Source organism: Pseudoduganella sp. R-32, from assembly GCF_049913245.1.
Taxonomy (GTDB): domain Bacteria; phylum Pseudomonadota; class Gammaproteobacteria; order Burkholderiales; family Burkholderiaceae_D; genus Rugamonas.
The window spans coordinates 487,063-512,977 of the sequence record NZ_CP183987.1; the positions used below are offsets into that span (position 1 = coordinate 487,063).

Annotated in this window: 28 protein-coding genes; 12 read left to right on the forward strand and 16 right to left on the reverse strand. The window is 61.0% G+C overall.

Annotation, left to right across the window (positions count from 1 at the left end; genetic code table 11):
• Positions 1 to 3 precede the first annotated feature (3 nt).
• Together ACN9MU_RS02300 and ACN9MU_RS02305 are read right to left on the reverse strand one after the other, a co-directional pair.
• Positions 4 to 2,733 carry a type VI secretion system Vgr family protein gene (locus ACN9MU_RS02300; protein WP_426320263.1) on the reverse strand — a complete coding sequence of 910 codons (2,730 nt, stop codon included), beginning with the start codon at positions 2,731 to 2,733 and terminating at the stop codon, positions 4 to 6.
• A gap of 191 nt (positions 2,734 to 2,924) precedes the next feature.
• Positions 2,925 to 3,764, reverse strand: a complete 840-nt coding sequence (locus ACN9MU_RS02305; RefSeq protein WP_426344076.1) for a nucleotidyltransferase domain-containing protein — start codon at positions 3,762 to 3,764, stop codon at positions 2,925 to 2,927.
• A gap of 18 nt (positions 3,765 to 3,782) precedes the next feature.
• On the opposite strand from ACN9MU_RS02305, the gene ACN9MU_RS02310 reads away from it, so the two are divergent.
• Genes ACN9MU_RS02310 through ACN9MU_RS02330 form a run of 5 tightly spaced genes read left to right on the forward strand, consistent with a single transcriptional unit; the run spans position 3,783 to position 8,012 of the window.
• Positions 3,783 to 5,573, forward strand: coding sequence for an aminopeptidase P family protein (locus tag ACN9MU_RS02310; protein ID WP_426344077.1), 1,791 nt, complete (start codon positions 3,783 to 3,785; stop codon positions 5,571 to 5,573).
• On the forward strand, positions 5,570 to 5,833 hold the full coding sequence (locus tag ACN9MU_RS02315) for a hypothetical protein (protein WP_426320269.1): 264 nt from the start codon (positions 5,570 to 5,572) through the stop codon (positions 5,831 to 5,833). The genes ACN9MU_RS02310 and ACN9MU_RS02315 overlap by 4 nt, the downstream gene beginning before the upstream one ends.
• 11 nt (positions 5,834 to 5,844) lie before the next feature.
• Entirely contained in the window at positions 5,845 to 6,588 is a 744-nt protein-coding gene (locus tag ACN9MU_RS02320; protein ID WP_426167116.1) for an MgtC/SapB family protein, read from the forward strand.
• A 9-nt stretch (positions 6,589 to 6,597) separates the two neighbouring features.
• Positions 6,598 to 7,182: a DUF924 family protein gene (locus ACN9MU_RS02325; protein ID WP_426320271.1), complete on the forward strand. Its 585-nt coding sequence runs from the start codon at positions 6,598 to 6,600 to the stop codon at positions 7,180 to 7,182.
• A complete protein-coding gene (locus ACN9MU_RS02330) occupies positions 7,182 to 8,012 on the forward strand; it encodes a Rossmann-like and DUF2520 domain-containing protein (protein ID WP_426320273.1) in 831 nt (276 codons plus the stop codon). Before ACN9MU_RS02325 ends, ACN9MU_RS02330 begins: the two co-directional genes overlap by 1 nt.
• Positions 8,013 to 8,066: 54 nt before the next feature.
• Here ACN9MU_RS02330 and ACN9MU_RS02335 read toward each other — a convergent pair whose 3' ends face one another.
• The 3 genes from ACN9MU_RS02335 to ACN9MU_RS02345 form a co-directional block, all read right to left on the reverse strand.
• The gene (locus tag ACN9MU_RS02335; RefSeq protein WP_426344078.1) at positions 8,067 to 8,579 is read right to left on the reverse strand and encodes a peroxiredoxin family protein; all 513 of its coding nucleotides are present in this window, start codon (positions 8,577 to 8,579) and stop codon (positions 8,067 to 8,069) included.
• A complete protein-coding gene (locus ACN9MU_RS02340) occupies positions 8,576 to 9,103 on the reverse strand; it encodes a carboxymuconolactone decarboxylase family protein (protein ID WP_426344079.1) in 528 nt (175 codons plus the stop codon). The genes ACN9MU_RS02335 and ACN9MU_RS02340 overlap by 4 nt, the downstream gene beginning before the upstream one ends.
• A gap of 61 nt (positions 9,104 to 9,164) precedes the next feature.
• Positions 9,165 to 9,785 (reverse strand): MarR family winged helix-turn-helix transcriptional regulator, encoded by a 621-nt coding sequence (locus ACN9MU_RS02345; RefSeq protein ID WP_426344080.1) that lies wholly within the window; start codon positions 9,783 to 9,785, stop codon positions 9,165 to 9,167.
• Positions 9,786 to 10,002: 217 nt separating this feature from the next.
• Here ACN9MU_RS02345 and ACN9MU_RS02350 point away from each other — a divergent pair, with 217 nt between their 5' ends.
• Entirely contained in the window at positions 10,003 to 10,365 is a 363-nt protein-coding gene (locus tag ACN9MU_RS02350) for a hypothetical protein (RefSeq protein WP_426167128.1), read from the forward strand.
• On the opposite strand, the gene ACN9MU_RS02355 is transcribed toward ACN9MU_RS02350, so the two are convergent.
• Positions 10,356 to 10,934, reverse strand: coding sequence for a molybdopterin-dependent oxidoreductase (locus ACN9MU_RS02355; protein ID WP_426344081.1), 579 nt, complete (start codon positions 10,932 to 10,934; stop codon positions 10,356 to 10,358). The two genes, ACN9MU_RS02350 and ACN9MU_RS02355, sit on opposite strands and share 10 nt — an antisense overlap.
• 18 nt (positions 10,935 to 10,952) lie before the next feature.
• Between ACN9MU_RS02355 and ACN9MU_RS02360 the strand changes: the two genes are divergently transcribed.
• Positions 10,953 to 11,546, forward strand: coding sequence for an alpha-ketoglutarate-dependent dioxygenase AlkB family protein (locus ACN9MU_RS02360; protein WP_426320283.1), 594 nt, complete (start codon positions 10,953 to 10,955; stop codon positions 11,544 to 11,546).
• A 184-nt stretch (positions 11,547 to 11,730) separates the two neighbouring features.
• The gene (locus tag ACN9MU_RS02365) at positions 11,731 to 12,315 is read left to right on the forward strand and encodes a porin family protein (protein ID WP_426340696.1); all 585 of its coding nucleotides are present in this window, start codon (positions 11,731 to 11,733) and stop codon (positions 12,313 to 12,315) included.
• A 101-nt stretch (positions 12,316 to 12,416) separates the two neighbouring features.
• Here the strand turns inward: ACN9MU_RS02365 and ACN9MU_RS02370 are convergent, their stop codons facing one another.
• From ACN9MU_RS02370 to rarD, 4 genes are all read right to left on the reverse strand, one after another.
• Positions 12,417 to 12,890, reverse strand: coding sequence for a DUF6265 family protein (locus ACN9MU_RS02370; protein ID WP_426167136.1), 474 nt, complete (start codon positions 12,888 to 12,890; stop codon positions 12,417 to 12,419).
• A gap of 186 nt (positions 12,891 to 13,076) precedes the next feature.
• Positions 13,077 to 14,744 (reverse strand): energy-dependent translational throttle protein EttA, encoded by a 1,668-nt coding sequence (gene ettA, locus ACN9MU_RS02375; RefSeq protein ID WP_426167138.1) that lies wholly within the window; start codon positions 14,742 to 14,744, stop codon positions 13,077 to 13,079.
• Positions 14,745 to 14,848: 104 nt separating this feature from the next.
• The gene (locus ACN9MU_RS02380) at positions 14,849 to 15,562 is read right to left on the reverse strand and encodes a PEP-CTERM sorting domain-containing protein (RefSeq protein WP_426344082.1); all 714 of its coding nucleotides are present in this window, start codon (positions 15,560 to 15,562) and stop codon (positions 14,849 to 14,851) included.
• A gap of 221 nt (positions 15,563 to 15,783) precedes the next feature.
• Positions 15,784 to 16,659 (reverse strand): EamA family transporter RarD, encoded by an 876-nt coding sequence (gene rarD / locus ACN9MU_RS02385; protein ID WP_426320288.1) that lies wholly within the window; start codon positions 16,657 to 16,659, stop codon positions 15,784 to 15,786.
• Between the two features lie 131 nt (positions 16,660 to 16,790).
• Between rarD and ACN9MU_RS02390 the strand changes: the two genes are divergently transcribed.
• Together ACN9MU_RS02390 and ACN9MU_RS02395 are read left to right on the forward strand one after the other, a co-directional pair.
• Positions 16,791 to 18,671: a potassium transporter Kup gene (locus tag ACN9MU_RS02390; RefSeq protein WP_426323664.1), complete on the forward strand. Its 1,881-nt coding sequence runs from the start codon at positions 16,791 to 16,793 to the stop codon at positions 18,669 to 18,671.
• Between the two features lie 94 nt (positions 18,672 to 18,765).
• Positions 18,766 to 19,995, forward strand: a complete 1,230-nt coding sequence (locus ACN9MU_RS02395) for an FKBP-type peptidyl-prolyl cis-trans isomerase (RefSeq protein ID WP_426320290.1) — start codon at positions 18,766 to 18,768, stop codon at positions 19,993 to 19,995.
• A 46-nt stretch (positions 19,996 to 20,041) separates the two neighbouring features.
• On the opposite strand, the gene ACN9MU_RS02400 is transcribed toward ACN9MU_RS02395, so the two are convergent.
• The 5 genes from ACN9MU_RS02400 to ACN9MU_RS02420 all read right to left on the reverse strand — a co-directional run bounded on the left by ACN9MU_RS02400 (position 20,042) and on the right by ACN9MU_RS02420 (position 22,701).
• On the reverse strand, positions 20,042 to 20,494 hold the full coding sequence (locus ACN9MU_RS02400; RefSeq protein WP_426336807.1) for a GNAT family N-acetyltransferase: 453 nt from the start codon (positions 20,492 to 20,494) through the stop codon (positions 20,042 to 20,044).
• Between the two features lie 41 nt (positions 20,495 to 20,535).
• A complete protein-coding gene (locus ACN9MU_RS02405) occupies positions 20,536 to 20,835 on the reverse strand; it encodes a DUF4148 domain-containing protein (protein ID WP_426320294.1) in 300 nt (99 codons plus the stop codon).
• Positions 20,836 to 20,890: 55 nt separating this feature from the next.
• Positions 20,891 to 21,319 (reverse strand): organic hydroperoxide resistance protein, encoded by a 429-nt coding sequence (locus ACN9MU_RS02410; protein ID WP_057262147.1) that lies wholly within the window; start codon positions 21,317 to 21,319, stop codon positions 20,891 to 20,893.
• A 153-nt stretch (positions 21,320 to 21,472) separates the two neighbouring features.
• Positions 21,473 to 21,997 (reverse strand): thioredoxin family protein, encoded by a 525-nt coding sequence (locus ACN9MU_RS02415; protein ID WP_426320296.1) that lies wholly within the window; start codon positions 21,995 to 21,997, stop codon positions 21,473 to 21,475.
• Positions 21,998 to 21,999: 2 nt separating this feature from the next.
• A complete protein-coding gene (locus tag ACN9MU_RS02420) occupies positions 22,000 to 22,701 on the reverse strand; it encodes a cytochrome c biogenesis CcdA family protein (protein ID WP_426323666.1) in 702 nt (233 codons plus the stop codon).
• Positions 22,702 to 22,854: 153 nt separating this feature from the next.
• Between ACN9MU_RS02420 and ACN9MU_RS02425 the strand changes: the two genes are divergently transcribed.
• Both ACN9MU_RS02425 and ACN9MU_RS02430 read left to right on the forward strand, forming a co-directional pair.
• Positions 22,855 to 23,595 (forward strand): response regulator, encoded by a 741-nt coding sequence (locus tag ACN9MU_RS02425; RefSeq protein WP_426167152.1) that lies wholly within the window; start codon positions 22,855 to 22,857, stop codon positions 23,593 to 23,595.
• Positions 23,592 to 24,902, forward strand: a complete 1,311-nt coding sequence (locus ACN9MU_RS02430; RefSeq protein WP_426344083.1) for an ATP-binding protein — start codon at positions 23,592 to 23,594, stop codon at positions 24,900 to 24,902. The genes ACN9MU_RS02425 and ACN9MU_RS02430 overlap by 4 nt, the downstream gene beginning before the upstream one ends.
• Before the next feature lie 2 nt (positions 24,903 to 24,904).
• Here the strand turns inward: ACN9MU_RS02430 and ACN9MU_RS02435 are convergent, their stop codons facing one another.
• Positions 24,905 to 25,912 (reverse strand): histone deacetylase family protein, encoded by a 1,008-nt coding sequence (locus ACN9MU_RS02435; RefSeq protein WP_426336810.1) that lies wholly within the window; start codon positions 25,910 to 25,912, stop codon positions 24,905 to 24,907.
• Positions 25,913 to 25,915: the final 3 nt, after the last annotated feature.

Genomic DNA, 25,915 nt, shown 5'->3' on the forward strand with positions numbered 1-25,915 from the left:
ATATCAGTTGATTGGAACTAGAGCGCCATCGTTGGCGACAGCGCTCGCCGACTGCATAGCGCACATCTTTTCGTTGCCTTTCGGTGGCTCTGCTATGTCTGCCGACTTGCTGGCTGCGCCGGTCATAGCGTACTTCGCGGCCTTGAGCAGCATGTTTTGCGGGCTTCCTGCCTCGAGATCCTTGCCGATCCGGATATAAGATCCCCCCGCCATCAGCAGGATTTCCTCCGGCGCCTGGATCACCACGCGGCCATCGACGCTGGTGATGGTGAGGTCCTTTTGCGCCGTAGCATTGATTTCTCCGTCCTGGGCCTGCAACTTCACGTTCCCTTTGGCGGCGATGATCTTGAAGGTATCCTTCAGCTTCGCCTTTGTGCCGGATACGAACAGGCTGATCGACTCTGCAGCGTTATGAATCCAGCGCCGGCCGGTCGTCTGGTTCATATCGCGTTGCGCGACCTGGTCAAGGTTGGTGTTGGCGGCCACGGTGATGCTTTGCTGGCTGGTCAATGCGGTACCGGCAGTTGAGCCAAGCATGAGGATGCCTTGCTTGCCGTGTTGGTCCCCTTCACCGCTTTTGCCGTCGGGGTCGGTGTTGAAGCCGCGCTCCAGGTTGTCGACTGCCTCTTTTAGCTGGGTTTGGTGCCCAGCGTGTGCCTGTGCGCCAGGCTTGCTGTCATCGTCGACCTGCTTGTTGTCATGTCCCGTTTCCGGCAGGTTGGCCTCGACCTCCGCCGCGTATTCTCCCTGGCGCTGAACTTGCTCGAGGGCGGCACTCAGCACCTGAATGATGGCGTCGCGCATCAACTGCGTGCCGCCGGCACTCTTCTGCTGTTCCGTGGTCAGCAGCAATGAGCACGCGCGCAGGGCGCCAGCTGCTTCGCTAGCCAGTTCATAGCCTTCACCGCGCGGCTCACCTTTGCCATCGCTCCGCGGTTGCGTCAAATAGCCAAGGTTTACTTCGCTGTGCCAATGTTCGCTTGCCAGTTGGGCGCTGATCTGGCCCCGCGTATCGTCCAGGCGCAACTGGTTGTAGCGGCTCCCGCCGAATTCCTTGCTTTTGATGCCGGACAGGGCGAAGTTGCCGGGCAGGCTGCCTACATGGCTGAAGGTTGGTGGTGGGGCGTTGCCGTTGTGGGCGCGATTGGTAATGACGGGCCGGTCGCAGTTCCCGTCCAGGAATTGGAGTATGACTTCATCGCCGGCGCGGCATAAGGCGATCATGCCGTAGCCATTGCTGGCCCAGCCGCTAAGGTTGCGTATCCAGGCTGAGTCGCGCGCTGTGCCGGACGCGCCTGCGCCGTGTTCATGGTCTTCGATTGTGCAGCCGAGAATCCTGACCTTGGTGCAGCCCAGTTCATTGCAGCTGATTTCCTCGCCCTCATCGGCGACCACGATGGCGCTCATCGGATGGGTCGGCGGCAGGTCTACCCTTGGATCGTAGGCCGGTACGATCGGAATGCCGCGACGAACGCAGGTGAAGCGGTTGCTGTAGCGGGCGACCCGTTCGTCGCTGGCTTGTGCCAAGGTGGATGGGTCAAAGCTGGCGGACGTCGATGCGTGCCAGCCGTTGACCGCAAACAAGCGTTGCACCTTGTCGCCGAGGGTCTTGGGCAGGTTGTTTTCTGCAACGACGTGCAGTTCGGTGATGACGAATTCACGTTCTTCCGGGGCGTGGCTGTCGATCTCGGAATGCCCACTCATGCTGAACGTGACGCCGACGCAGGCGCTGCGCTGGTCCGATTCGGCGTAAAAGCGTTTGCTTTTGTACTCGTGGTGCTGGGTGCGCAGTCGGGTCAGGAAGGCGAAGTCCTCGCCGTCCTTGCCCATATGCGGCGGGTCAATCCAGCTGTCGGTGACCGCTTCCGCGAATTGGTTGCCCAGCGTGCCTTGGTCAAGCAGGGTGTCGGCTTGGTGGCTTGCCATACGCGCGGCCTTGTAATCCCAGCTATGCCGGGTGCTGGCACCGGGGGCGAGCGTGCGTTCCGCACTCCAGGCGTTGATGGCGTCGGCCTTTTCTGTGCCGTCTGCCCGGTGATAGCGCCATGGTATGGTACCTGGTTCTGGCAGCTGCCATACATTGTCGAACAAGACGAGGGTATGGTTTGGCATGTCGTCGCTGCCGGTTTCGCTGGATTGACCGGGGCGAATGAACCAGGCGATTCCGCGTCGTTTCATCAGCCTTTTCAGGAATTGCGAGTCTGATTCCTGGAACTGCATGGTGAAGGCGCGCGAAGGGTGGTTGCCAAGCACACCGGACAGGTCGATGTCGAAAGAGCGTGCCAGCACAGGGTTGCGGTGGCGCCACTCGCTGACCAGTCTCTGGATGATGTCGGTTTCACTCATGTCGAGGAAGACGCGCGTATTGGTGCGCAGCTCCATCATGGCGAGCGCATCGCGTACCACCAGTTGGTAGGTCGCGAAGCCGCCATCGCTTTGCCCTTCGGAAGCGCTTTGCACCAGGCCGCATACCGAGCGCAGCGTGCCGTCGGCGGTGACGAACTGTACTTCGACGGGTAATGCGATGAATTGCTTGATGGGCAGTCCAGCTTGGGTCGAAACGCAAAGGAGGCGGTACTCGATGCCGTCGCCGCACATCGTTTCAACACCGGTTACGCGCTGGACCATGAGGGCGTCGTCCAGGACTTCATTCTCTGATCCCAGGCGCAGGCGGATCGGGCGGTTGGCTTCACTGAAAGCGGCGGATAAGCCGGCGAGGTCGAGCAGATTCATAAAAAAAAGCCCGCAATGGGCCGCTATTTAGTTGTCATTGGGCAATAATTTATTGGCGAAAGGATGCTAGCACAAAGTAGTAAAAAGCTAACTTTTGGAATTCCAATCGTGCGGAGATTCTTGCTTGTTGCAAGTTGCTGGTGATTGGTTGAGCGGCAGGCGGGTGGTGGCCTGCCGCCCGGGGGCAGGCTTTAGCGCTGTTCGGCGAGGACGGCGTGGAATAGCTGGTTCAGTTCTGCATTGACGTCGCTGCTTCGGAAGCGGACGACATCCGGTCGTTCAAGGCGGACGAGTTCCGCTTCGATGAACCGGTTAAGGCACGGCACCGGCTCGGACAGTCCCATTTCCGGCGCACCCTTCTTTTTCTCCAGTAGCGCCGCGATTGCCTCCAGAAGTTCCGTCTCGCCTTCCAGCAAATGCAGCAGCTTGTCGAATTCAATAGGCGCTGGAGTGCCATAACGTTCGAGCCAACGCACGGACAGCAAGGGACGCAGCACGTAGAAATACTTCTTCAAAGGAACCATATCGGCACGCAGATAGCCGCGATAGTTGGTCTTTGCCATGCTCTGGTAGTGGTAAATGCCGTTCTCGCCGGAATACACGCTCGGCAGCAACGCACGAGCACCGTCCGCGAAACCGCCGTGGGAACGGTACAGGATTGGCGATTGGATCCATTCCACAAATGCTGGATTCGAACGGCGGAACAGGCGTAAAGCCTTGCGAATATCCCAGCCATTGATATCGATCTCATCGACGATCTTGTATTCAATGACATCGCGTTTCTCTTCCAAGTCGACTGCGACATACCAGTCGCGCGGGTGCGCGTAAATAAAGCGCACGTCGTAATCGCTATTCGGTGAGGCAAAGCCCCAGGCACGGCTGCCGGACTCTACTGCCAGCAGGACACGCACATCATGTTCGGCTTCGGCAGCCGCAAGCCGGCGCATAATCTCTGCGCGTACATCTTCAGGAATCAATTCTCTCTCTCCATTGCCGCCTGAAAGCAGCGGCCGCCGGGCATTATGGCTCAATCGGGGTATGATTGCGCTATGAAAGAATCAATCCGCACCAGACTTGAATCCATGCGCGCGGCAATGCGCCGCCATCAGGTTGATGCTTGCATGGTCCCATCCTCCGATCCCCATTTGTCCGAGTATTTGCCGGCGCGCTGGCAAGGGCGGGAATGGCTGTCGGGATTTACCGGCTCGGTCGGCACATTCATCGTCACCCAGGATTTCGCGGGCGTCTGGACAGATGGCCGTTATTGGACGCAGGCGGAAGCGGAGCTGGCCGGAACTGGTGTCAAACTGATGAAAATTTCATCGGGCGCCAGCGTGCAGTACGTTGACTGGTTGGCCGAGACCTTGAAGCCCGGCCAAGCGCTGGCGGTCGATGGCGCAGTTCTTGGCCTCTCGATCGCTCGCCTGCTGCAGGCGCGCGGCATTGCCTTGCGCACCGACCTCGATTTGCTGGATGAAGTGTGGACCGATCGTCCCGGCTTGCCTGACGCTCCGGTCTACGAGCACCAGCGGCCATTTGCCGACAAGACGCGCGCGGCCAAGCTGGCGGCGTTGCGGGCGGAGATGACGCGCCAGGGCGCGGCCCATCACATCATCTCGACGCTGGACGATATCGCCTACCTGTTCAACCTGCGCGGCTCGGACGTCAATTACAACCCGATCTTCCTGTCGCACGCGCTGGTCGACCAGGATCGCGCCATGCTCTTCGTCGGCGCCGGCAAGATTGAGCCGGGCCTGGCGGGCCTGCTGGCGGCCGACAACGTCTTCGTAGAGCCATACGAGGAGGCAGCTCAGGCTCTGGCGACGCTGCCAGCCGGCAGCACGCTGCTGCTGGACCCGCGCCGCATCACGTTCGGCACTCGCCAGGCGGTACCGGACAGTGTGAGAATTATTGAAGCGGTCAATCCAACCACCTTCGCAAAATCCCGCAAGACCGAACATGAAGCGGAACATGTGCGCGCGACGATGGAGCAGGATGGCGCTGCCTTGTGCGAATTCTTCAGCTGGCTCGAACAAACCCTGGCCGATCCGAAGCGCGAACCGCTGACCGAGTACGCCATCGGCCAGCACTTGCTGGAGGCGCGTCGACGCCGCCCAGGTTTTGTCAGCCTAAGCTTCGGCACCATCGCAGGCTTCAATGCGAACGGGGCGATCATGCATTACCGCGCGCCGGCACAAGGCAGTGCCGTGGTTGAAGGCAATGGCTTGCTGCTGCTCGATTCCGGCGGCCAGTACACTGGCGGCACCACTGACATTACCCGTGTGGTACCGGTCGGCGTCATCACGCAGGAGCACAGGCGCGACTTCACCCTGGTCCTGAAAGGCATGATGGCGTTGTCCGTCGCCCGGTTCCCGCGCGGCGTGAAATCGCCGATGCTGGATGCGATTGCTCGTGCGCCGCTGTGGGCTGCCGGCATCGATTTTGGCCACGGTACCGGCCATGGTGTCGGCTATTTCCTCAATGTCCACGAAGGCCCGCAGTCGATTTCGCCCTCGACACCGCCGGATGCGCATACGGCCATGGAGCCAGGCATGATCACCTCCAACGAGCCGGGCATCTACCGTCCTGGCAAGTGGGGCATCCGCATTGAAAACCTGGTGCTGAACGTGCCTGCGGCAGAATCGGAATTTGGCGAATTCCTGGGATTTGAGACCCTGACCCTGTGCCCGATCGACACGCGCTGCATCGACAAATCCCTGCTGCGCGAGGATGAAGTGCGCTGGCTGAACGAATACCACGCCACCGTGCGCCAACGACTGTCCCGGCATGTCAGCGGCGATTCGTTGCGCTGGCTGAATGAAAGGACGGAGGCAATATGAGCCGATCCACCAAGGCATCCAACGCGCTGGCGCGCCTGAAAGAGCGCTCCGGCAACCAGTCCTATTCGCTGACCATGACCGGCAGCGGCCATTTCTTCCTGACGGAAGGGCCGGGCCAGCCGCCGCTTTGCGCTCCGATGGAGCTGGATGATTTTGTGGCCTTCGTCAATGCGCAGGGCCCGCAAAAAGTAAAACGCGTCAGCAAACTCGATGTAGCATTCGAAAAGCAGCTCGCAGCCAAGAAAACACCAAAACCATAAGTGAGGCAGCTATGCCCAGCATAGATTTCCTGCGTGCTTACTGGTCGTCCGGCGAACTGGCGACCAATCTCGTGATCCTGATGAACCTGATCGGCGCGTTGCTGCTTGGCCTGCTGGTCGGCTATGAGCGCTCCTACCACGGGCGAGCGGCGGGCATGCGCACCTATGGGCTGGTATGCATGGCGTCGGCGGCGCTGACCGTGGTGTGCGGCTACCCCTCGCTCTGGTTTGGCGGCCATATGTCCGAGCTGGTCGGCACTGACCCGACCCGTGTGGTGCAGGGCATCGTGACTGGCATCGGCTTCCTTGGCGCGGGTGTCATCATGCGCGAAGGCTTCAATATTTCCGGCCTGACGACGGCGGCGTCGATCTGGGCCTCGTCGGTGATAGGCGTGGCAGTCGGACTGGGGTTCTACCTGGGAGCCATGGGCCTGGCCTTCCTGTGCGCGATGTCCATGATCTTCCTGTCCAAGGTTGAAGCGTGGCTGCCGTCGCGCCATGCAATCGCGATCACCATGCGCTTCAAGCCAGGCTTCGAGCCGAAGGAAGACCAGCTGCGCGCCATGGCGCTGGAACGCGGCTACCAGATCGCCGGCGGTTCTCTGACCATCGGCATGGACCAGGGCAAGCTGGAATGGCGCTTCGTCGCGCTGGCACTGAGCAAGCGCAGCGGATCGCCGCTGTCGCGCATCGCGGAAGAGATGACCCATTACGAAGGCATCGACAGCTTCCAGGTTACCCACGCACGCAACTAGGAGGCAGGTTTGGTCATCCATTCACAAGACGTTCTCGATTTCTGGTTCCTCCCCATCGGCGCCAGGGGCCACAATATGCAGCGCCCCGAGTGGTGGCGCAAGGACGATGCATTCGACCGCGCGATCTTCCAGCAGTTCGGCGACGTGATAGAGCAGGGGCTGCTGGGCGGCCTGCGGCAGTGGGACGACGAGGGCACGCAAGGTACCCTGGCGCGCATCATCGTGCTGGACCAGTTCACGCGCAACGTCTATCGCGGCACGCCGAAGGCCTTTGCCGGTGATGAGCTGGCGCTGGAGGCGGCCAAGGTGCTGGACGATTCGGGCGCCAACCAAACCTTGCCGCCGGCGCAGCGCGCGTTCTCGTATATGCCGCTCGAGCATTCGGAGAACCTGTCGATGCAAATGCGCTGCGTGGACCTGTTTGAAATGCTGGCTGCGGATGCGCCGGGCTACGCAGGCATGCTGGATTACGCCAAGAAGCACTACGAGGTGATACGCCGCTTCGGACGCTTCCCGCATCGCAACGCCATCCTGGGCCGCGAATCGACGCCGGAAGAAGTGGAGTTCCTCAAGCAGCCAGGGTCGAGTTTCTGATGCGTGGATTGACCGTCATTGGCGGCGGCCACGTCGGCAGCGTCCTGGGTCGCCTGTTTTCGGCGGCCGGCGCGTTCACGGTGCAGGATGTGCTGTCCCGCTCGGCCGATAGCGCGGCGCGGGCGGCCGCTTTCATCGGCAGCGGACATGGCGGGGCCTCATATGCCGGGCTGCGGCCGGCCGACGTGTTCATGCTGTCCGTGACTGACGACCAGATCGTTCCTGCCTGCGAAGCATTGGCGGCTGCCGTGCCGCTGCAGGGAGCCGTGGTATTTCATTGCAGCGGTGCGCTGGCATCCGACCGCCTGCACGCGGCGCGCGCAGCAGGCGCCTATGTCGCCAGCGTGCATCCGATCCGCAGCTTTGCCGATGCCGATGCGGTGGCAGCGGGTTTCGCTGGCACCTTCTGCGGCGTCGAAGGCGACCAGCAGGCGCTTGATGTTTTGCTGCCTGCACTGGCCGCGATCGGCGCCAGGGCGGTGCAAATCGATCCGGCAGCGAAGACCGTGTACCACGCAGCTGCCGTTTTTGCGAGCAATTACCTGGTCACTGTGATTGACGCGGCCCTGCGCGCCTACCAGGCGGCTGGCATTCCGGAGTCCGTGGCGCGTGAACTGGCGCGGCCGCTGGCGCTGGAGTCGATGGAAAACGCCTTCCGCCTCGGCGCAGCGCCGGCGCTTACCGGACCGGTAGCGCGCGGCGACATGGCGACCGTGCTGCGCCAGCAGGATGCCGTGATGGCATGGGACGCTGAGACGGGCCAGCTATACCGTGCGCTGGTGCCCCCAACCAGCGCACTGGCCGAGCGCAAACGGGCCGGCAAGCCCTGAGCTGGCGGAGCGTCCCGGCGCGCCGGCGGAGGACCGGGGCCGCGCCTGACCCGTCTACCCGGCTCGCGCGCAGCCGTTGGCATCGCAGGCCGCGCCGTCGCTGTGCTGCGCACCATCGTTCGCCGAACTCAATGGCTGTTCGGCCAGCAGGCGCCCGATCACCCCTCCCAGCGCCATGTCGTCGATGCTGCCGAAATGGTTCAGCCGCAAGCGTCCTTCGCGGTCGAACAGCAGCAGGCTGGGCGTGCCGCGCAGCGCGTAGTGCTGCATGGTGGCCGGCACTGGCGAACCGGGAACCGGCCTGTCGACCGCCACCGGAAACGGCAAGCGATATTCATGGATGAACACTTCCAGCGCCTGCGGGGTCATCACGTCGTGATGTTCGAAGACGCTGTGCAGGCCAATCACCACTAGTTCAGGGAACACCTGCTGCATCTTCATGGCTTGTGGAACGCCGTGCGCCACGCAGCCCGGGCACAGCATCTGGAAGGCATGCACCGCGACCACCTTGCCGTCGGTGGCAGGCGCAGCCCCGTTGAGCCACGCCGAGGCATCTAGCCGCATCATTTTGCGCGCAGCTTCACGCCGGGGAAATCGACCGGCACCTTGAACGCGACGTTCACATAATTGGTGAACAGGTTCAGCGCCACATGGGCCATGATCTCCACGATTTCCTCATCGCTGAAGCCGACCGCCCGCAGCTCTTCCACTTGTTCGTCATCGATCCTGGCGCGGTTGCTGACCACTGCTATCGCGAAGCGCAATGCTGCGCCAGTCTTTGGATCGCTCGACTGGCCAGCTTGTGCCGCGCTCATTTCGTCGGCGGAGGCTCCGGCTTTGCGGCCCAGTGCCGTATGCGCCGCCAGGCAGTATTCGCAATCGTTGCGGTCGGCGATCGCCACGGCAATCTGCTCGCCCAGTTTGGCGCCAAGCTTGCCGCCGCCAAGCGCGCCGAAGCTGCCCCACATGCTTTTCAAGGCAGCCGGTGAGTTCGACACCGCCTTGAACATATTTGGCGTAGCGCCGAAAGCCTGGTGAATCTGGGCCAGCAGGCCGGTGGAGTCATTGGTGTTCAGTGGAATGCGCGACATAGTAAAGCTCCTTTCATTAAAATAGGAGTCCTAACTAAATAGGACCAAAAAAAGGCCGCCCTCAAGCGAGGGCCTGCCAATTCTTTACTTGCTGCGCCGGATCGGCCGGCAAGTGATCCGGGCAATCAATCCGCAGCATTGCCACCGACAGCGGCGCGTCGACCAGCCCGCAATGGTGCGGGGCGGCGTCATCCTGGTGCCGGTCAGGCTGGAAATATTTACAAGAGAGGCAAGCGCGCAGTTCCGGGAAGCGTTCCGTCTTCTGCAACTGTCCAATCAGCTGCAGCAAGCCGCCCAGCAATTGTTCTTGCGCCTGCGGCGACAGCTTGCCGACTGCCTCGTCGGCAAATGCGGTGGCACCCGCAATGCGTTGCGCCGTTTGCCGGCCATCCTCGGTAAGATGCAGGTCGGTGGCACGGCCATCGTCCAGCGCGCGGGCTTTGCGGACCAGCCCTTTCGCCACCAGGGCCGCAACCGAATCGCTGGCGCTGGCTGCCGAAATCGAGAGTTGCCGCGCAACCCAGGACAAGCGCACGCCCTGTGCCCGGCTATGCAGCAATTGCAGGATCTCAGCCTGCGCCGGGTTCAGGTTTTCGCTGGTCGCAAATTCCCACATGCCCGAGCGCAGCACGCTGCCGATGCGGGAAATGGCGGAAATGATGCGGGTCGAAGTCGTGTCCATGCGCCAAGTATATGGGCAAAACACAATATGTCAAGGACTCCTAACTAATCTTCCGGCTTGTAAATCAGCAGTGCAAAAGTATAGTTGAAGAGCAGGTAATGCTTTTTGCTCCAGCTTCTGTTGTGGTCGAGCAAAAAGATAGTTCCAGCGAGTGACAAAATTGGTCGTTAGCAATAAGCTTGTCCACCTAAGCCACACACAGTTCTAGGGGAACGCTATGTTATTTTTGAAATCCACGTCTGTCACCAAGGCGCCTGGCATTTACGAAGTCGATATTGCCGCCAAACCGCCTGGCAAGACCTTCGGCGTGTACATGGCAACCGACCCGGATAACCCGCCGACTTCCGTGCTCGAGGCACTGGCTGCGGGCGGCTTCAAGCAGGTGCACAGCTCGGGCTACACCCACAAGGACCGCGGCAAGGTGCTGGACCTGCACTTCCAGAAAGATGGCACCGACCTGTTCAACGGCTGGAAGGCGGAAGAAGCCGAAGCCAATATGGCCATCATCAACAAGATTTTTGGCGATATCGGGGTGGCGATCACCCCGCGCGTGATGTCGCTGGCCGAAGCTTACGCCTGAACCTCGATGTGATACAGAGCCCAGGGGCAGGTAGTAAAGCGCTCGCCCACGGGCCTGCTCGCCATTTCCGGCACCCGGTCCGCATCGTAAATCGCCCATAGCGGGCCGAGGCCGCCCAGCGCCATCGGGGCGCTATCCATGTGGGTGGCAACGATAAAGCGCTGCGTCCTGGCGCGCGCCACGGACACCGCCACCGCATAGCCATCGACTGCACGCAGGATCAGCTTGCTGTTGTCGCTGGTTTGCGCACCGGCAGCTTTCAACACGTCGACCAGCAGCGGGCCGGACAGGGTATGCGGCCTGTTGTCGTATTCCAGCGTCGGCTTGATCGCGACGGCGGGCAGCGCAGCCAGTGCGGCAAAATCGAAAGCGAAGGCTTTGTCGAATGACAGTTGCTGGCGGTGCATCATCTGGTCGGCGACACGGTCGAAGCTGCCGCGATTCGGCTTGGCAATCGCACCGGTCACGGTCAGCAACGCCGGGCCGCGCTCAGCTTTGGGGGCAGCGGCGCCTAATGAGGGGAGGGCGCCGGCCGCTGCCACGGCACCGAGGAATTGACGTTTGTTCATCGTTATATGATAACGCCTATGGACCTGTTTTCTGCTGAAGCCGAGTTACTGCCTATCCCGATCGAGGATGGCGAGCTGTATTTCATGCGGCAGCTTCCGCTCGCTGTGGATAACGCGGAAGTGATGCAAAGGCTGCTTGACGAAACGGCGTGGAAGGCAGAAACCATTTTCCTGTTCGGTCGCGAAGTAGCGCAGCCCAGGCTCAGCGCCTGGTATGGCGAGCAGCGCTATACCTATTCTGGCCGTACGTTCGAGCCGCTGCCCTTCACGCCCCTGCAGCTTGAAATCAAGCGCGCCATTGAAGCCGCCAGCGGCAAGCGCTTCAACAGCGTTCTGCTCAACTATTACCGAAACGAGCAGGACAGCATGGGCTTCCACAGTGACGATGAGCCGGAACTTGGCCCCCAGCCTGCGATCGCCTCGGTCAGCTTCGGCGCCACTCGCACCTTTATCCTGAAGCACAAGAAGCAGCCCAAAACCGTCAAGATCGACCTGACCGATGGCAGCCTGTTGCTCATGGCGGGAAAACTCCAGCATTGCTGGCGGCATGGAATCAATAAGGCACGAACACCCTGTGGCCCGCGTATCAATCTGACATTTCGGCTTATCTGAAGCCAAGTTCGCTCATTTTGGGCTGAACATTGGTAATTCAAGGCCGCTTACAAAATCACACAATTCTTACCAGTTCGTCTCCCCCTTGAACTTTTGGCAGTGTTATCGTGCTTTCCATCGCACTTCCACAGACGAAGCGCGATCCCAAGCAAGTCCGACTTACTTTTGCTGAAAGATCACGAACATGAAAAAAATCGCATTCGCACTCATCACTTCCGCCGTTGCCCTCGGCGCGGCCTCCGTCCAGGCGCAAGAGCTGAAGCCGTACATCGGTGCAGGCGTCGTGGCCAACTCGAACAAGTACACCTTGCCGAATGACACCACTGACGGCGACAAGAAATCCACAGAGTATGGTGGCAAGATCTTCGGTGGCGTGCAGATCGACAAGACCTGGGGCGTGGAAGCCGGCTATGTAGACTTCGGCAAGCAGTCGTACAACTACACCACTGGGGCCGGCACCGGCAGCATTGAAGGCAAGGCCAAGTCCTTCTACCTGGCTGGCAAGGGCACTTTCCCGATCAACCAGCAGGTCGCCCTGACCGGCAAGCTGGGTATCGCCCACAACAAGAATGACGTGAATGCCACCGGCCTGGCTTCGGCGTACAACGGCGATAGCAGCCGTAACGCGCTGTACGCCTCGGTTGGCGCTGAATACGCCTTCACCGAGAAAGTCTCGGGCGTGCTGGAGTACGAGCACTTCGGCAAGAACGATATCGACCAGGGCCGCCGCAAAGGCGCGGTCAACCTGGGCGTGAAGGCTAGCTTCTGAGTCGAGGGGGAGGGCAGTTCAGCTGCTTCCCCCCGCAAAGTCCCGATCGAGGCCGGGTGCGACAACGGCAGCCTTGCGCTGCCAATGTCCTTGTGCCCGCCTCACCCTCCATTCGGACACTGCGTCCGCTGCATAGGGTAATCAAAGGCTTTTTCCTTGCCTTTCGAGACACCTTCGATGCGCGCCTTGATGCCATCGGCGCCATCGCGCTTGTAAATGATCCGCTGCGGGAAGTCATGCTGCGGGTTTTCAAAGATCACCTCGCCATCGCCGATCGACTTGATCGGGAAGGCCGCTTCGAGTTGACGGCTTGGCTTGGCCACATAGGCCCAGATGCCCGGCTCGGTTTCGCGGATCATGGTGTGTTCCCACTCGACTGTCTTGCCGTTTTTTACCGTGCGGGCCACGCCCAGCATGGTGCCGCCAGCTGGCAGGGTCCACATTTCAACGGAGCCTTTTTCGGCGCCGGTGTGCGACCAGCAGCCGGCTAGCCAGGACAGCTTGTCGATGGGGGCCTCGTGCGCAATGGCGCCGGCACTGGCCAGGACCAGTCCACAAAGGAATTGTTTGCGCATACTGGCCTCCTTTTAAACCGGTAAACCGGGGTCTGACCCGCAGGGTCAGGCCCCAAATGATCTTGCGGCTAATGGGGTTGGTTCGAGGTCTTTGATGTTCGACGAAGATCAAAGGCGCCCAACCCAATCCGTGGCGTCGGAATTGACTGGGTCTGACCCTGTGGGTCAGACCCAGGTTTACCGGTTTTAGCCGTGCAGCGGCTTATAACGAATACGCTTCGGCTTCGCGCCTTCCTCGCCCAAACGCTTCTTCTTGTCGGCTTCGTATTCCTGGTAGTTACCCGCAAAGAAGGTCACCTGGGAATCGCCTTCAAAGGCCAGGATGTGGGTCGCAATACGGTCCAGGAACCAGCGATCGTGGGAAATCACCATCACGGAACCGGCGAATTCCAGCAGCGCATCTTCCAGCGCACGCAGGGTTTCCACGTCCAGGTCGTTGGACGGTTCGTCCAGCAGCAGCACGTTGCCGCCCATCAGCAGGGTCTTGGCCAGGTGCAGTCGGCCACGCTCACCGCCGGACAGGTTGCCGACGATCTTCTGCTGGTCCGACCCCTTGAAGTTGAAGCGGCCCACATACGCGCGCGACGGCATTTCGAAACGGCCCACGCTGAGGATGTCGGCGCCGCCAGACACTGCCTCGAATACTGTCTTGTCGTTGTCCAGCTTGTCGCGGCTCTGGTCCACCAGCGAAATCTTGGCGGTCTTGCCGATCGCCACTTCGCCGCTGTCCGGTTGCTCGATACCGGCAATCATCTTGAACAGGGTCGACTTACCAGCACCGTTCGGGCCGATGATGCCGACGATCGCGCCCGGCGGGATGATGAAGGACAGGTTGTCGATCAGCAAGCGGTCGCCAAACGATTTGCTGACGTTCTTGAATTCGATCACATCGTTACCCAGGCGTTCGGCCACAGGAATGAAGATCTCCTGGGTCTCATTACGCTTCTGGTACTCGAATTCGCTCAGTTCATTGAAGCGCGCCATGCGGGCCTTGGACTTGGCCTGGCGTGCCTTCGGGTTCTGGCGCGACCATTCCAGTTCTTTCTGCAGCGCCTTCTGGCGCGCGGATTCGGTGGCTTCTTCCTGCTTCAGGCGGGCCTGTTTCTGGTCCAGCCAGGAAGAGTAGTTGCCCTTCCAAGGGATGCCGTGGCCACGGTCCAGTTCCAGGATCCATTCGGCAGCATTGTCCAGGAAGTAGCGATCGTGGGTGATGCCAACCACGGTGCCAGGGAAGCGCACCAGGAATTGCTCCAGCCATTCCACGGATTCGGCATCCAGGTGGTTGGTCGGTTCGTCGAGCAGCAGCATGTCCGGCTTGGACAGCAGCAGCTTGCACAGCGCCACGCGGCGCTTTTCACCGCCGGACAGCACGCCGATCTTCTGGTCCCATGGCGGCAGGCGCAGCGCGTCGGCGGCCATTTCCAGTTGCAGGTTCAGGTTGCCGCCGTCGGCAGCAGCGATGATCGATTCCAGGCGTTCCTGTTCCTTGGCCAGCGCGTCGAAGTCCGCATCCGGTTCGGCATAGGCGGCGTACACGGCTTCCAGCAAGGCTTGCGCGTTGAAGGCCTCACCCAGGCCGGATTCCACTTCCTGGCGCACGGTTTTTTCAGGATCGAGTTGCGGTTCCTGTGGCAGGTAGCCGATGTTCAGGCCAGGCATCGGGCGCGCTTCGCCCTGGATGTCGGTGTCGATGCCTGCCATGATTTTCAGCAGGGACGATTTGCCGGAGCCGTTCAGGCCCAGCACGCCAATCTTGGCGCCTGGGAAGAAGGACAGCGAAATGTCCTTCAGAATCTGACGTTTCGGTGGGACGATTTTGCCCACGCGGTTCATGGTATAGACGTAATTGGCCACGGTATGAGTTCTTGTCGGTTCGTAAAGGCGCTAGTTTAGCGCATTGTGATGGCGCATAAAAAAAGACCCGGCAAGTGCCGGGTCCTTTTAGGGCAGCTGCTTGCTTATGCTTTGCGCCGGCGTACCGTTGCCAGCGCGGCCAGGCCCAGGCCGGTCAGCAGAAGGCTGGTTGGCACGGGCACTTGCGCAGGCGGCGCAGCGTCCTGCGCTACGAAGTCCAGGCGCACGTCGGTCAGGTTGAATTGTCCCAGCATGGAATTCACGGAAAAGTTGAGGATGCCGTCTGCCGCCAGGTCGGTCAAGGCCAGGGAGTCTAGGCTCAGTTGCACCACCAGGTCGCCGCCCAGCGAATCGTAATGACTGATGAACTGGTTGTACCAGCGGTTGTAGCCGCCATTTTCGCTGCCCGTCTGCTTTTTGATGTCTTCGATCTTGCCGCTGTCGGTGTCGAATGCATTTTCATCGTTGGCCGAGCCGGTCGCGGAGGCGCCACCGGCTGTGACCTTCATCTCGTCAGCGATGGAGTCGCTATAGTTGGTGTTGAATTGCTTGATGTGGAAGTTGTCGGTGACGACCTTGCATTTGCCCTTGTTGCAGTCCGTCGTTTCGCGATTCTCAGAGTAATTCAGGTTCGTCACGGACGAACCGACGATATCGAAGTCGGCGGAGGAGAAACCGGACACGGTCAGCACGCCGGAGCTGATCGAAGCGCTGGACAGGCCCTTGCCGGCCAACAGGCTATTTACGTCGATCTGCAGGTTCTGGCTCTGGCCAGTCGTCAGGTACTGATCAAGCGAAAATGCGGACGACAACGGCATTGTTGCAGCTTGCACAGATGCTACACAGAACAGGGCGGAGATGCCCACCAGAAACTTTCTACTAACCATTATTGCTCTCCCGAAGTGTTACTGGGAATTAAGCAATTGTCGTGCCTGAATGCAAGCGACTTTCCTTAGATCATTGATTCAATTACGGAAAAGTCAATTGAGTCATAGTAATTGTGGTTTCACGGCACCAATGCTGTAAAATTTTCCGACACTCAACTCGCCTTTCTGTTGACCAACCAGCTCTCCAGCATATATATCGCCAGCGCACTCCAGATGAACAGGAAACCGACCAGCTTGGTCGAGGAAAAAGCTTCGTGGAAGACCCAGACGCCCAGCAGCATTTGCAGCGATGGCGACATGTATTGAAGCATGCCGAGCACCGACATCGGAATGCGCCGCGCACCGGCGGCGAACAGCAGCAGCGGGATCGCCGTGGTCGGGCCTGCGGCTGCCAGCAGCCAGCGTGTGCTGTCCGACTCGGCATTCAGGAAGACGCTCTGGCCGTGGTACACCAGCCAACCGAGGTAAGCCACCGCCAGCGGGAACAGGATCAGGGTTTCGAAAGACAGTCCTTCCAGCGCCGCCAGCGCCGCAGTCTTGCGCAGCAACCCATAAGCGCCAAAGCTCAGGGCCAGCACCAGCGCGATATATGGCACCTGGCCAGCCTGCCAGGTCAGCCAGGCCACCCCGGTGGCGGCAACACCGATGGCAATCCACTGGCCACGACGCAGTTTTTCCTTCAGCACCAGCATGCCCAGCAGCACATTTACCAGCGGGTTGATGAAGTAGCCCAGGCTGGCATCGACCACATGGCCATTGTTCACCGCCCAGATATACACGAACCAGTTTGCGCTCAGCAGGAAAGCGCTGGCCAGGAAACTGCCCACGACTTTGGGCTGGCGCAACACTTGCGGCAGCCATTTCCATTGCCGCCGTACCGCCAGTACCAGCATCAGGAACAGCAGCGACCAGGCCATGCGGTGCGCCAGGATTTCGGACGCCGGCACATCTTTAATTGCGTGAAAATACAGCGGGAACAGGCCCCAGGACAGGAAAGCGCCTGCGGCGTACAGCATGCCGGTATTCATGAGAGCGATGATTTTCTTGGAGTAAAGGTGGAAAATAGCACATCCGCCAAGATTTCACCGGCGGCTGAAAAACTTGCAAAAGGCCTTTAGTTGGCCTATTGTGCGATGCACCAAAACCAATTTTGGGTGAAATCTTGTCACAACATAAGAAAAGCAGCGTAGCTGCACTGACGCTGGCCGCGATTGGCATCGTCTACGGCGATATCGGTACCAGCCCCCTCTATACCCTCAAAACAGTCTTCGACCCCACCCACGGATTGGCACTCAACCAGGCCAACTTGCTGGGCATTATTTCCCTGATCTTCTGGAGCCTGACGCTGATCGTGTCGCTGAAGTACGTCAGCCTGGTGCTGCGTGCCGACAACCGCGGCGAGGGCGGGATCATGGCCCTGATGGCGCTGGCGCTGAACTCCGTGCACAAGGCTGCGCCGAAGGCGCACTTCCCGCTGCTGCTGATTGGTACCTTTGGCGCCACCATGTTCTATGGCGACTCCGTCATCACGCCGGCCATTTCGGTGCTGGGCGCAATCGAGGGCCTGGAAGTTGCCGCACCGGGCCTCGCGCAATATGTGGTGCCGCTGACGATTGTCGTGCTGGTGACCCTGTATTCGGTGCAGCGCCATGGCACGGCTGGTATTGGCCGTTTCTTTGGGCCGATCATGACGATCTGGTTCGGCGTGCTGGCCGCCATGGGCGTCGTGAATATCGTCGAAACCCCGGCCATCCTCTCCGCGCTGAATCCTTACCATGCCGCGATTTTCATGCGCGACAATGGCTTCATCGCCTTCGTGGCGCTGGGTGCGGTGGTGCTGGCGATTACTGGCGCTGAAGCGCTGTACGCCGACATGGGCCACTTCGGCAAGAAGCCGATTCGCATGGCCTGGTTCTGGGTCTGCTTCCCTTCGCTGATCTTGAACTACCTGGGGCAGGGCGCGCTGCTGATCCGTAATCCGGACGCTATTGCCAACCCGTTCTTCAACCAGCTCGGCGCATGGAGCGTGTACCCGCTGGTGGTGTTGTCGACGGCTGCCGCCGTGATTGCTTCGCAGGCCACGATTTCCGGCTCGTTCTCGATGACCAAGCAGGCGATTGCGCTCGGCATGCTGCCGCGCATGCGCGTGCAGCATACTTCGGCCAGTGAGATCGGCCAGATCTATATTCCTGTCGTGAACTGGCTGCAGCTGATCGTGGTGTTGATCGCCGTGATCAGCTTCAAGAGCTCGGACAACCTGGCCAGCGCCTATGGTATCGCGGTGACGGCGACCATGTTCGCCACCACCATCCTGACCTTCTTCGTGATCCGCTACCGCTGGCACCTGCCGCTGGTGCTGTGCTTCGTCGCGACCGGCTTCTTTATCGTGATGGATGTGATGCTGTTCTCGTCCTCCGCGCTGAAGCTGTTCCACGGCGGCTGGTTCCCGCTGCTGCTCGGTACCGCGCTGTTCACCACCATGCTGACCTGGCGCACCGGCCGCGAGCTGGTGTTCAAGAACCTGGAAAAGCACGCGATCCCGCTGGAAGACTTCCTGAACTCCCTGTTCATGGCGCCGCCGACCCGCGTGCCGGGTACCGCGGTGTTCCTGCGCGGCGAGAGCGATGGCGTGCCGCATGCGCTGCTGCACAACCTGTCGCACAACAAGGTGCTGCACGAGCGCGTGGTGTTCTTCACCGTACATATTGTGGAGGAGCCTTATGTGCCGCCTTCGGAGCAGGTCCGCGTGACAGCCCTGGGCCATGAGTGCTACCAGCTGAATATCAATTACGGCTTCAAGGACGAGCCGGACGTGCCGGCCATCATGGCCCTGTGCGAAGAGAAAGGCCTGAAGTTCGAAATGATGGAGACTTCCTTCTTCATCGCGCGCCAGACCGTGATTTCGTCGCCGGGCGACGGCATGGCGCCATGGCGCGAGCACCTGTTCGTGGCGATGTCGCGCAACGCGCGCGCTGCGGCGGACTATTACCAGATCCCGCCGAACCGCGTCATCGAACTTGGCACACAAGTGGAGATTTAATTTGTAACGGATCTTGCCTCTTGTAGAGGGGGGGATTAACGGTCTGCTAAACTGCTGCTCCGTTACCCTCCTTTAACGAATAGGCAAGATTGAAATGAAGAACTCGATGTTCAAGGCAATCGCCACCCTGGCTTGCGCTGCGGCCCTGACAGCATGCGGTGGTGGTGCCAAAAATAACGACACCACTCCGCTGCCGCCGCAGCCTGCTTATGCGGTAGTTGTGGACAACGAGCCAGGCGGCAGTGCTCCGGTAGTGGCCTCTGGCGACCTGGTCACCTTCAGCTACACCGGCTGGCTTTACAACGAAGCCAAGACCGACAAAAAAGGGGATCAGTTCGAGAGTTCCGTTACCAACAGTGTCGATAAGCCGATGACCATGACGGTCGGCGTCGGCGCCCGCATTGCGGGCTTGGACAAGGCCTTGATTGGAATGCAAGCGGGCGGCTCGCGGCTTGTGATCATCCCGTCGAATATGGCGTTTGGCCCGGTGGATGTCAAAGACTCGACTGGCAAGGTGATCGTCCCTGCCAATACCTCGGTCGTGTATCAACTGAACGTGCACAGCTTCAGCACGCTGCCATCGCCGATTCCGCCGCAGCCGGTATTTACAAAGCAAGAGCTTCAAGTCGGCTCGGGCGCAGCGGCCGCTGCCAAGAACCTGGTGACCATCCAGTACCGCGGCTGGCTGTACGACAACACCAAGCCAGACAACAAGGGTACGGAATTCTTGGACAAATACAGTGGCCAGCCTTTCAGCTTCCTGCTGGGCGTGGACAGCCGCATTGCAGGCTGGGACCAGGGCATCGTGGGCATGCAAGTGGGGGGCAAGCGCAGGCTGCTGATCCCGGCCAGCATGGCATGGGCCCAGTATGGCCGCAAGGACGATGCCGGTAACTACATCGTGCCGCCAGGCACCGCCGTCGTGTACGAAATCGAGATGACCGCCCTCAACGCGACGCCTCCGGCGCAAACCGCGCAGCCTGCTTTCGACAAGATCATCATCGCAGAAGGCGCAGGAGATGCATCAGTCACAGGCAACACGCTGACCGTAAGCTACTCCGGCTACTTGTACGACGACAGTGTCACCGACAAACGCGGCCTGCGTTTCGACACTTCCCTGACCAAAGGGGTTCCAATGACCGTCAAGTTGGGCGCTAACGCAGTCATCAAAGGCTGGGAAGATGGCCTGCTCGGCATGAAGGCTGGGGGCAAGCGTACCCTGATCATCCCGGCAAGCATGGGCTACGGCACGACCGGCCAGGGCAGCATTCCTGCGAACGCGCCGCTGATCTTCGATGTTGAAGTGACTTCCGTTACCAAGTAATTGGCGAAAGTCCAGAAAGAAACGGCCTTCGGGCCGTTTTTTTTGCCTAACGCAGCATCTCCAGGTGTGGAATGCCATCCTCGTCATATGGCTCGCCGACAGCCTTGAAGCCGAAGCTGCCATAGAATTTTTCCAGGTGGGCCTGGGCGCCGATGCGGATGCGGTGGCCTGGATGCAGCGCCTCCGCGTTGCAGATGCCCTCCGCGATCAACTGCCGGCCAGCACCGCTGCCACGTGCCGCCTGCGTCGTCAGCACGCGGCCCAGCGACATTTCAGGATACTTGATGCCCGGCGCGATGCAGCGCAGGTAAGCGGCCAGGGTTCGCTTGCCCTCTATCGTTTGCCAGCCGAGTAGGTGGTGGGCGGCTTCATCGTAGCCGTCCATATCGGAGTAAAAACACTGCTGTTCGATTACGAAGACCTCTTGCCGCTGCCGCAGCATTTCATACAGGTCTGCGTTGGGAATGCTGTTGAAGTCCAGCCACTGCCATTCAATCATTGGTCGCCCCGCTTGATAGGAGGCGACCATTTTATGCCAGCTTAATAGTCGACGCGAAGCTCGCCGTTACGGATCGCAGAGGCCAGTTCTGCCTTCACTTCGGCGCGGGTCTTGCCGCGGGTGGGGGAGGCAAAGTCCAGCGGATACAGTTCGCCGTTCAGGATTTCGCCACGGCGCAGGGCGGCGATGGTCTCAGCCTTTACTTCCGCGCGCGTTTTGGTCGATACGAACGAGTTGTCGGCCTGGTAGCCTTCGCCGCTGTTGGTGTCGGGCGGCGCTGCCTGGGCGGCAGTGGAGAGGGCCAGGGCGGCGGAAGCGATGATGGTTGCAAATGCTTTCATGATATTTCTCCTCTTGGGTGGGCTCGGCCGCCTTTGCTGCCGGGCCCTTGCTTGCTTATACGATGGTCAGGGTGACGTCGATGTTGCCGCGAGTCGCGTTCGAGTACGGGCAGACGATGTGCGCGGCGTTCACCAGTTTTTCTGCGGTGGCGCGATCCACGCCTGGCAGGGAGATCTTCAACTCCACTTCGATGCCGAAGCCGGTTTCGATCGGGCCGATGCCGACAGTGGCGTTGATGGAAGCGTCAGCCGGTACGGCGATCTTGTCGCGGCCCCCAACGAACTTCAGGGCGCCAATGAAGCAGGCCGAGTAGCCGGCTGCGAACAGTTGCTCCGGATTGGTGCCGAACGCGCCATTGCCGCCCAGTTCTTTTGGAGTGGTCAGCTTGACGTCCAATGCGCCGTCGCTGGAGGCGGATTTGCCTTCGCGGCCGCCGGTGGAAGTTGCGTTTGCGCGGTACAGGATGTTGGAGATCTTTGCCATGGTATGTTTTCCTTTTCGTGAGTAGTGAGCGATTAGCTAGCGTGCTATTTGTTTCCGGTTTCCGGGGCCTTGTTTGCTGCCCATGTGCACACTATAGATAGTGTGCGATTTAATTGCAAGCTATTTTTGAGGAATTTTTCGCTCATCATGAACTCACTCGGTTTGAGCCAGCAGTTGCTGGATCCGCGCTTCGGTTTGCTCGTACTGGCCTTCACCGAAGTGGGTGTACACCACCTGGCCTTTTTTGTTGACTAAATAGAAAGCTGGCCAGTAGCGGTTGTTGTACGCGTTCCAGGTGGCGTAGCGGTTGTCCTGCGCGACTGGATAACGTATGTCGAAGCGCTTTAAGGCGGTGCGCACGTTCTCGGTCTTGCGCTCGAAAGCGTACTCCGGCGTATGCACGCCGATCACGACCAAGCCCTTGTCTTTGTACTTGTCGTGCCACTGCACGACGTGCGACAGGGTGTTGATACAGTTTATGCAGTCATAGGTCCAGAAATCAACCAGTATCACCTTGCCACGCAGTTGTTTCATCGTCAGCGGTTCGCTGTTCAGCCATTGGGTAATGCCGCTGAATTCGGGCGCTTCGAACGGGGCCGTTGCTGCACTGGCGCCGGCGCTGGCGCTGGCGCCCACCAGGGTTGCGGCGGCAGCCAGGAATTTCAGGGTGGTCTTCATATTCACAGTCCTTTCAGGGTTGGGAGGTGTTGCGCGGCCCAGGAGTAGGCCAGGGTGTCGTATTGCAGGTAGATCGCGATGGCGGTGGCGACCACCAGCACGCCGAACACTTGCTGCAGGCGCTCGGCGTGGCGGGCCACAGAACGCACGCGCTGGGTGGCGTACTGGCCGCCGTAAATAATCCCGAGCATGGGAAAGGCCGCGCCGACGGCGTACAGGGTCAGCAGCAGGGCCGACCAGGCCGGATCTTGCGCCTTCACCACCAGCACCAGGATCGAAGCCAGAACCGGGCCGGCGCAAGGCGTCCAGACCGCACCCAGCGATATGCCGAGCAGGAAGGCGCCGCCATTGCTGCCGTCGTCTTCGCGCGGCGCGGCGTCGGCGCTGCGGCCCGGCAGGCGCGCGACCAGCCATTCATAAGGGGCCGGCCACAGGCGGAACAGGCCGGACAGGGCCAGCAGGGCAAGGGCGGTATTGCGCAGCACGTCCTGGGCCACTTCGATCGTGGCGGAGACCACGCCCAGCAGCATGGCGAAGCTTGCAAAGCTCAGGATGAAGCCGGCCACGATGAACAGCGGACGGCGGCGGTTGCGCTGGTTGACGCCGGAGCCCAGCAGGATGGGCAGCATCGGCAGCACGCAGGGTGAAGCGATGGTGAGCAGGCCGGCCAGGAAGGCCAGTGGAGTGTCGAGCGGGTTGGTCATGGTCAGCTCCGTGTCTTGGAATGACTCCATTGAACCGCCCCCAGGTATCCGGCATATTTCGCCGCACCCGCTTGTGTGCAATGTTTTGTGTACCTGGCCAGGCTGTACACACTGGGATACAAATCCCTGTCCCGCATTGGGTATCATGGCTTCATGGAAAACCCAGACCACATCCTGATCGTTGACGATGACCGTGATATCCGCGAGTTGATCGGCGCCTATCTGCAGAAAAACGGCTTGCGCACATCGCTGGCAGCCAACGGCCGCCAGATGCGCGCCGTGATCGAGGAAGACACGCCCGACCTCATCGTGCTGGACCTGATGCTGCCCGGCGAAGACGGCCTGGCCTTGTGCCGCGACCTGCGCGCCGGCAAGCACAAGGCCATCCCGGTGCTGATGCTGACCGCGCGCAACGACGAAACCGACCGCATCATCGGCCTGGAAATGGGCGCCGATGATTACCTGCCCAAGCCTTTCGCCGTGCGCGAACTGCTGGCGCGCATCAACGCCGTGCTGCGCCGCACGCGCATGCTGCCGCCGAACATGCAGGTCAACGAATCGGTGCCGATGCTGGCCTTCGGCGACTGGCGTCTCGACACGGTGGCGCGCCACCTGCTTGACGCCGACGGCACGCAGGTGGCGTTGAGCGGCGCTGAATACCGTCTCCTGCGCGTCTTCCTCGACCACCCGCAGCGCGTGCTGACGCGCGACCAGCTGCTGAACCTGACCCAGGGCCGCAACGCCGACCAGTTCGACCGTTCGATTGACTTGCTGGTGAGCCGGGTGCGCCAGCGCCTGCGCGACACGGCGCGTGAGCCGCGCTACATCAAGACACTGCGCAGTGAAGGCTATGTGTTTTCGGCCGCCGTCACGCTGGCGGCAGGCGAGCCATGATGCGCTTGCATTGGCCGCGCTCCCTGTTCGCCCGCCTGGCCCTGCTGCTGTGCCTTGGCGTGGCGGTGGCGCAGGGCTTGTCGTTCTGGCTCACCATGCGCGAGCGGAATGAGGCGACTACCAATATGATGATGGGCTACATCGAGCGCGAGGTCACCACCTCGGTGGCCCTGCTCGACGCCTTGCCTGCGGCGCAACGCGCGGACTGGTTGCCGCGGCTGGCGCGCCGCAGCTACGAATTCAGGCTGGAGGAATGCGACGAATCGCTGCCGCACCTGGACGTCCTGGAGGCTAATGCCGTGCGCTCGTTCGAGGAAGGCGTCGGCAAGCAATACAAGCTGACCGTGCACCAGATTATCGGCGAACACGAACGCTATCAGGTGCATCTGCGCTTGAGCGATGGCATGCCGCTGACGATCGACTTCCGTCCCATGCGCAGCGTGCCGATGTCGCCCTGGTTTGGCGCCCTGATGGTAGCGCAGCTTGCGGTATTTGCCCTGTGCTGCTGGCTGGCCGTGCGCCTGGCGACGCGGCCGCTGGAGCAGCTTGCGCTGGCGGCCGACGCGCTTGGCCCCGACATGCAGGGCGCTCACCTGCCGGAGAGTGGGCCGTCGGAAGTGGCGCGTGCCGCGCGCGCCTTCAACGCCATGCAGCAGCGTATTGCCGGCTACATGGCCGAGCGCATCCAGATCCTGGCCTCGATCTCGCATGACTTGCAGACGCCGATTACCCGCATGCGCTTGCGCGTCGACATGATGGACGACGAGGCGCAGCAGTCCAAACTGCGGCAGGACTTGCAGGCGATGGAGCAGCTGGTAAAGGAGGGCGTAGCCTACGCGCGCACCCTGCACGGCACCTCGGAAGCGGCGACGCGCATCGATCCGGACGCGCTGCTCGACAGCATGGTGCATGACTACACCGACGCAGGGCAGGACGTCACGCTTCATGGCGCAGTTGGCCACGCGATGGAGCTGCGCCCGCAAGCACTGCGGCGCGTGCTGGGCAACCTGATCGACAATGCGCTGAAGTTTGGCGGAAGCGCAGAAGTATGCGTGAAGCCGGACGCGTCACATGCTGGCGGCATCGTGATCCAGGTGATGGACCGCGGCCCGGGCATCCCGGCGGAATCGCTGCAAGCGGTCTTCGAGCCGTTCGTGCGGCTGGAGTCCTCACGCAGCCGCGAGACCGGCGGCACCGGCCTTGGCCTGGCGATTGCGCGCCAGCTGGCCACTGCGATGGGCGGTGCTCTGACACTGCACCAGCGCGACGGGGGCGGACTGGAAGCGCGGCTGGCGCTGCCAGGCTAAGCTCAGACCATGGCGCAGTCGAAGCCTTCCAGCACGTTGACGATATTGATGCCCAGCTCGCGCCGGATCGTCCCGCCCTCCAGCTGGAAGCTGGTGGGAAAGCCAAGCCAGGCCAGGCGCTCGCCAAGGCGCAGGAAATCGGCAGACGTGAGCCCGAAGCCGCCGTGCTCTTCGCCTTGGAAGATGTTTCCGCCCAGGGCCACGATCAGCGCCTCCGGCCGGTACATCGACAGGCGCACGCAAGCCGTTTCCAGCGCAGCGAACCAGGCCTGCGAATTGGAGCCCGGGGCCAGCGGGATGTTGACGTTGTAGCCAAGCCCGGCGCCCGCGCCTGTTTCGTCGGCATGGCCGCAAAAGTAGGGAAAGGCATGGCGCGGGTCGGCGTGGATCGACAGGCAAAGCACGTCGGAACGCTCGTAGAAGATGCCTTGTGCCCCATTGCCGTGCTGGTAATCGAGGTCGAGGATGGCAACCTTGGCCATCCCGTCATCCAGCAAGTGCTGGGCGGCCAAGGCCGCATTATTCAGGTAGCTGTAGCCGCCGCAGAAATCGGCGCCTGCGTGGTGGCCTTGCGGCTGCGTCAGCACAAAGGTACCGCGCTCACCGACGCGCAGGGCATGCGCCGCATTGACCGCGCAGTCGGCGCCACCTTTGGCCGCGCTCCAGGTGCCGGCGCCGATCCCGGTGAAGGTATCCATCGAATACAGGCCGAGACGGGCCCGGAAATCTTCCGGCTCGATATCGGTGCGCATGGTGCGTATTGCATGCTGGTTGGCTGTGACAACCGGCCAGCCCGCAAAACTTGGATGCGATAGGGATTCGCTCCACGCGTTGCGCAGAAAAGAGAGGTAGCGCGGGCTGTGGGTGCGTTCAAGCGCGGTCAGCGGCACGCTTTGCGGGGTCACGATCTGGCCCAGCCCGCGCCGCTCCAGTTCTGCCTGTACGGACCTGACCAGATGGTCCGTGCCGCCGAACTGTTGCGCGTGCTGTTCGTTAAAGAAGGTGAGCAAGGG

Coding starts and splice junctions, on each gene's coding strand:
- ACN9MU_RS02320 (WP_426167116.1), top strand. CDS start 5,845: ATGCCCAGCATAGATTTCCTGCGTGCTTACTGGTCGTCCGGCGAACTG.
- ACN9MU_RS02405 (WP_426320294.1), bottom strand. CDS start 20,835: ATGAAAGCATTTGCAACCATCATCGCTTCCGCCGCCCTGGCCCTCTCC.
- ACN9MU_RS02330 (WP_426320273.1), top strand. CDS start 7,182: ATGCGTGGATTGACCGTCATTGGCGGCGGCCACGTCGGCAGCGTCCTG.
- ACN9MU_RS02430 (WP_426344083.1), top strand. CDS start 23,592: ATGATGCGCTTGCATTGGCCGCGCTCCCTGTTCGCCCGCCTGGCCCTG.
- ACN9MU_RS02360 (WP_426320283.1), top strand. CDS start 10,953: ATGGACCTGTTTTCTGCTGAAGCCGAGTTACTGCCTATCCCGATCGAG.
- ACN9MU_RS02425 (WP_426167152.1), top strand. CDS start 22,855: ATGGAAAACCCAGACCACATCCTGATCGTTGACGATGACCGTGATATC.
- ACN9MU_RS02335 (WP_426344078.1), bottom strand. CDS start 8,579: ATGATGCGGCTAGATGCCTCGGCGTGGCTCAACGGGGCTGCGCCTGCC.
- ACN9MU_RS02395 (WP_426320290.1), top strand. CDS start 18,766: ATGAAGAACTCGATGTTCAAGGCAATCGCCACCCTGGCTTGCGCTGCG.
- ACN9MU_RS02315 (WP_426320269.1), top strand. CDS start 5,570: ATGAGCCGATCCACCAAGGCATCCAACGCGCTGGCGCGCCTGAAAGAG.
- ACN9MU_RS02300 (WP_426320263.1), bottom strand. CDS start 2,733: ATGAATCTGCTCGACCTCGCCGGCTTATCCGCCGCTTTCAGTGAAGCC.
- ACN9MU_RS02400 (WP_426336807.1), bottom strand. CDS start 20,494: ATGATTGAATGGCAGTGGCTGGACTTCAACAGCATTCCCAACGCAGAC.
- ACN9MU_RS02350 (WP_426167128.1), top strand. CDS start 10,003: ATGTTATTTTTGAAATCCACGTCTGTCACCAAGGCGCCTGGCATTTAC.
- ACN9MU_RS02340 (WP_426344079.1), bottom strand. CDS start 9,103: ATGTCGCGCATTCCACTGAACACCAATGACTCCACCGGCCTGCTGGCC.
- ACN9MU_RS02310 (WP_426344077.1), top strand. CDS start 3,783: ATGAAAGAATCAATCCGCACCAGACTTGAATCCATGCGCGCGGCAATG.
- ACN9MU_RS02415 (WP_426320296.1), bottom strand. CDS start 21,997: ATGAAGACCACCCTGAAATTCCTGGCTGCCGCCGCAACCCTGGTGGGC.
- ACN9MU_RS02420 (WP_426323666.1), bottom strand. CDS start 22,701: ATGACCAACCCGCTCGACACTCCACTGGCCTTCCTGGCCGGCCTGCTC.
- ACN9MU_RS02345 (WP_426344080.1), bottom strand. CDS start 9,785: ATGGACACGACTTCGACCCGCATCATTTCCGCCATTTCCCGCATCGGC.
- ACN9MU_RS02410 (WP_057262147.1), bottom strand. CDS start 21,319: ATGGCAAAGATCTCCAACATCCTGTACCGCGCAAACGCAACTTCCACC.
- ACN9MU_RS02380 (WP_426344082.1), bottom strand. CDS start 15,562: ATGCCGTTGTCGTCCGCATTTTCGCTTGATCAGTACCTGACGACTGGC.
- ACN9MU_RS02370 (WP_426167136.1), bottom strand. CDS start 12,890: ATGCGCAAACAATTCCTTTGTGGACTGGTCCTGGCCAGTGCCGGCGCC.
- ACN9MU_RS02355 (WP_426344081.1), bottom strand. CDS start 10,934: ATGAACAAACGTCAATTCCTCGGTGCCGTGGCAGCGGCCGGCGCCCTC.
- ACN9MU_RS02365 (WP_426340696.1), top strand. CDS start 11,731: ATGAAAAAAATCGCATTCGCACTCATCACTTCCGCCGTTGCCCTCGGC.
- rarD (WP_426320288.1), bottom strand. CDS start 16,659: ATGAATACCGGCATGCTGTACGCCGCAGGCGCTTTCCTGTCCTGGGGC.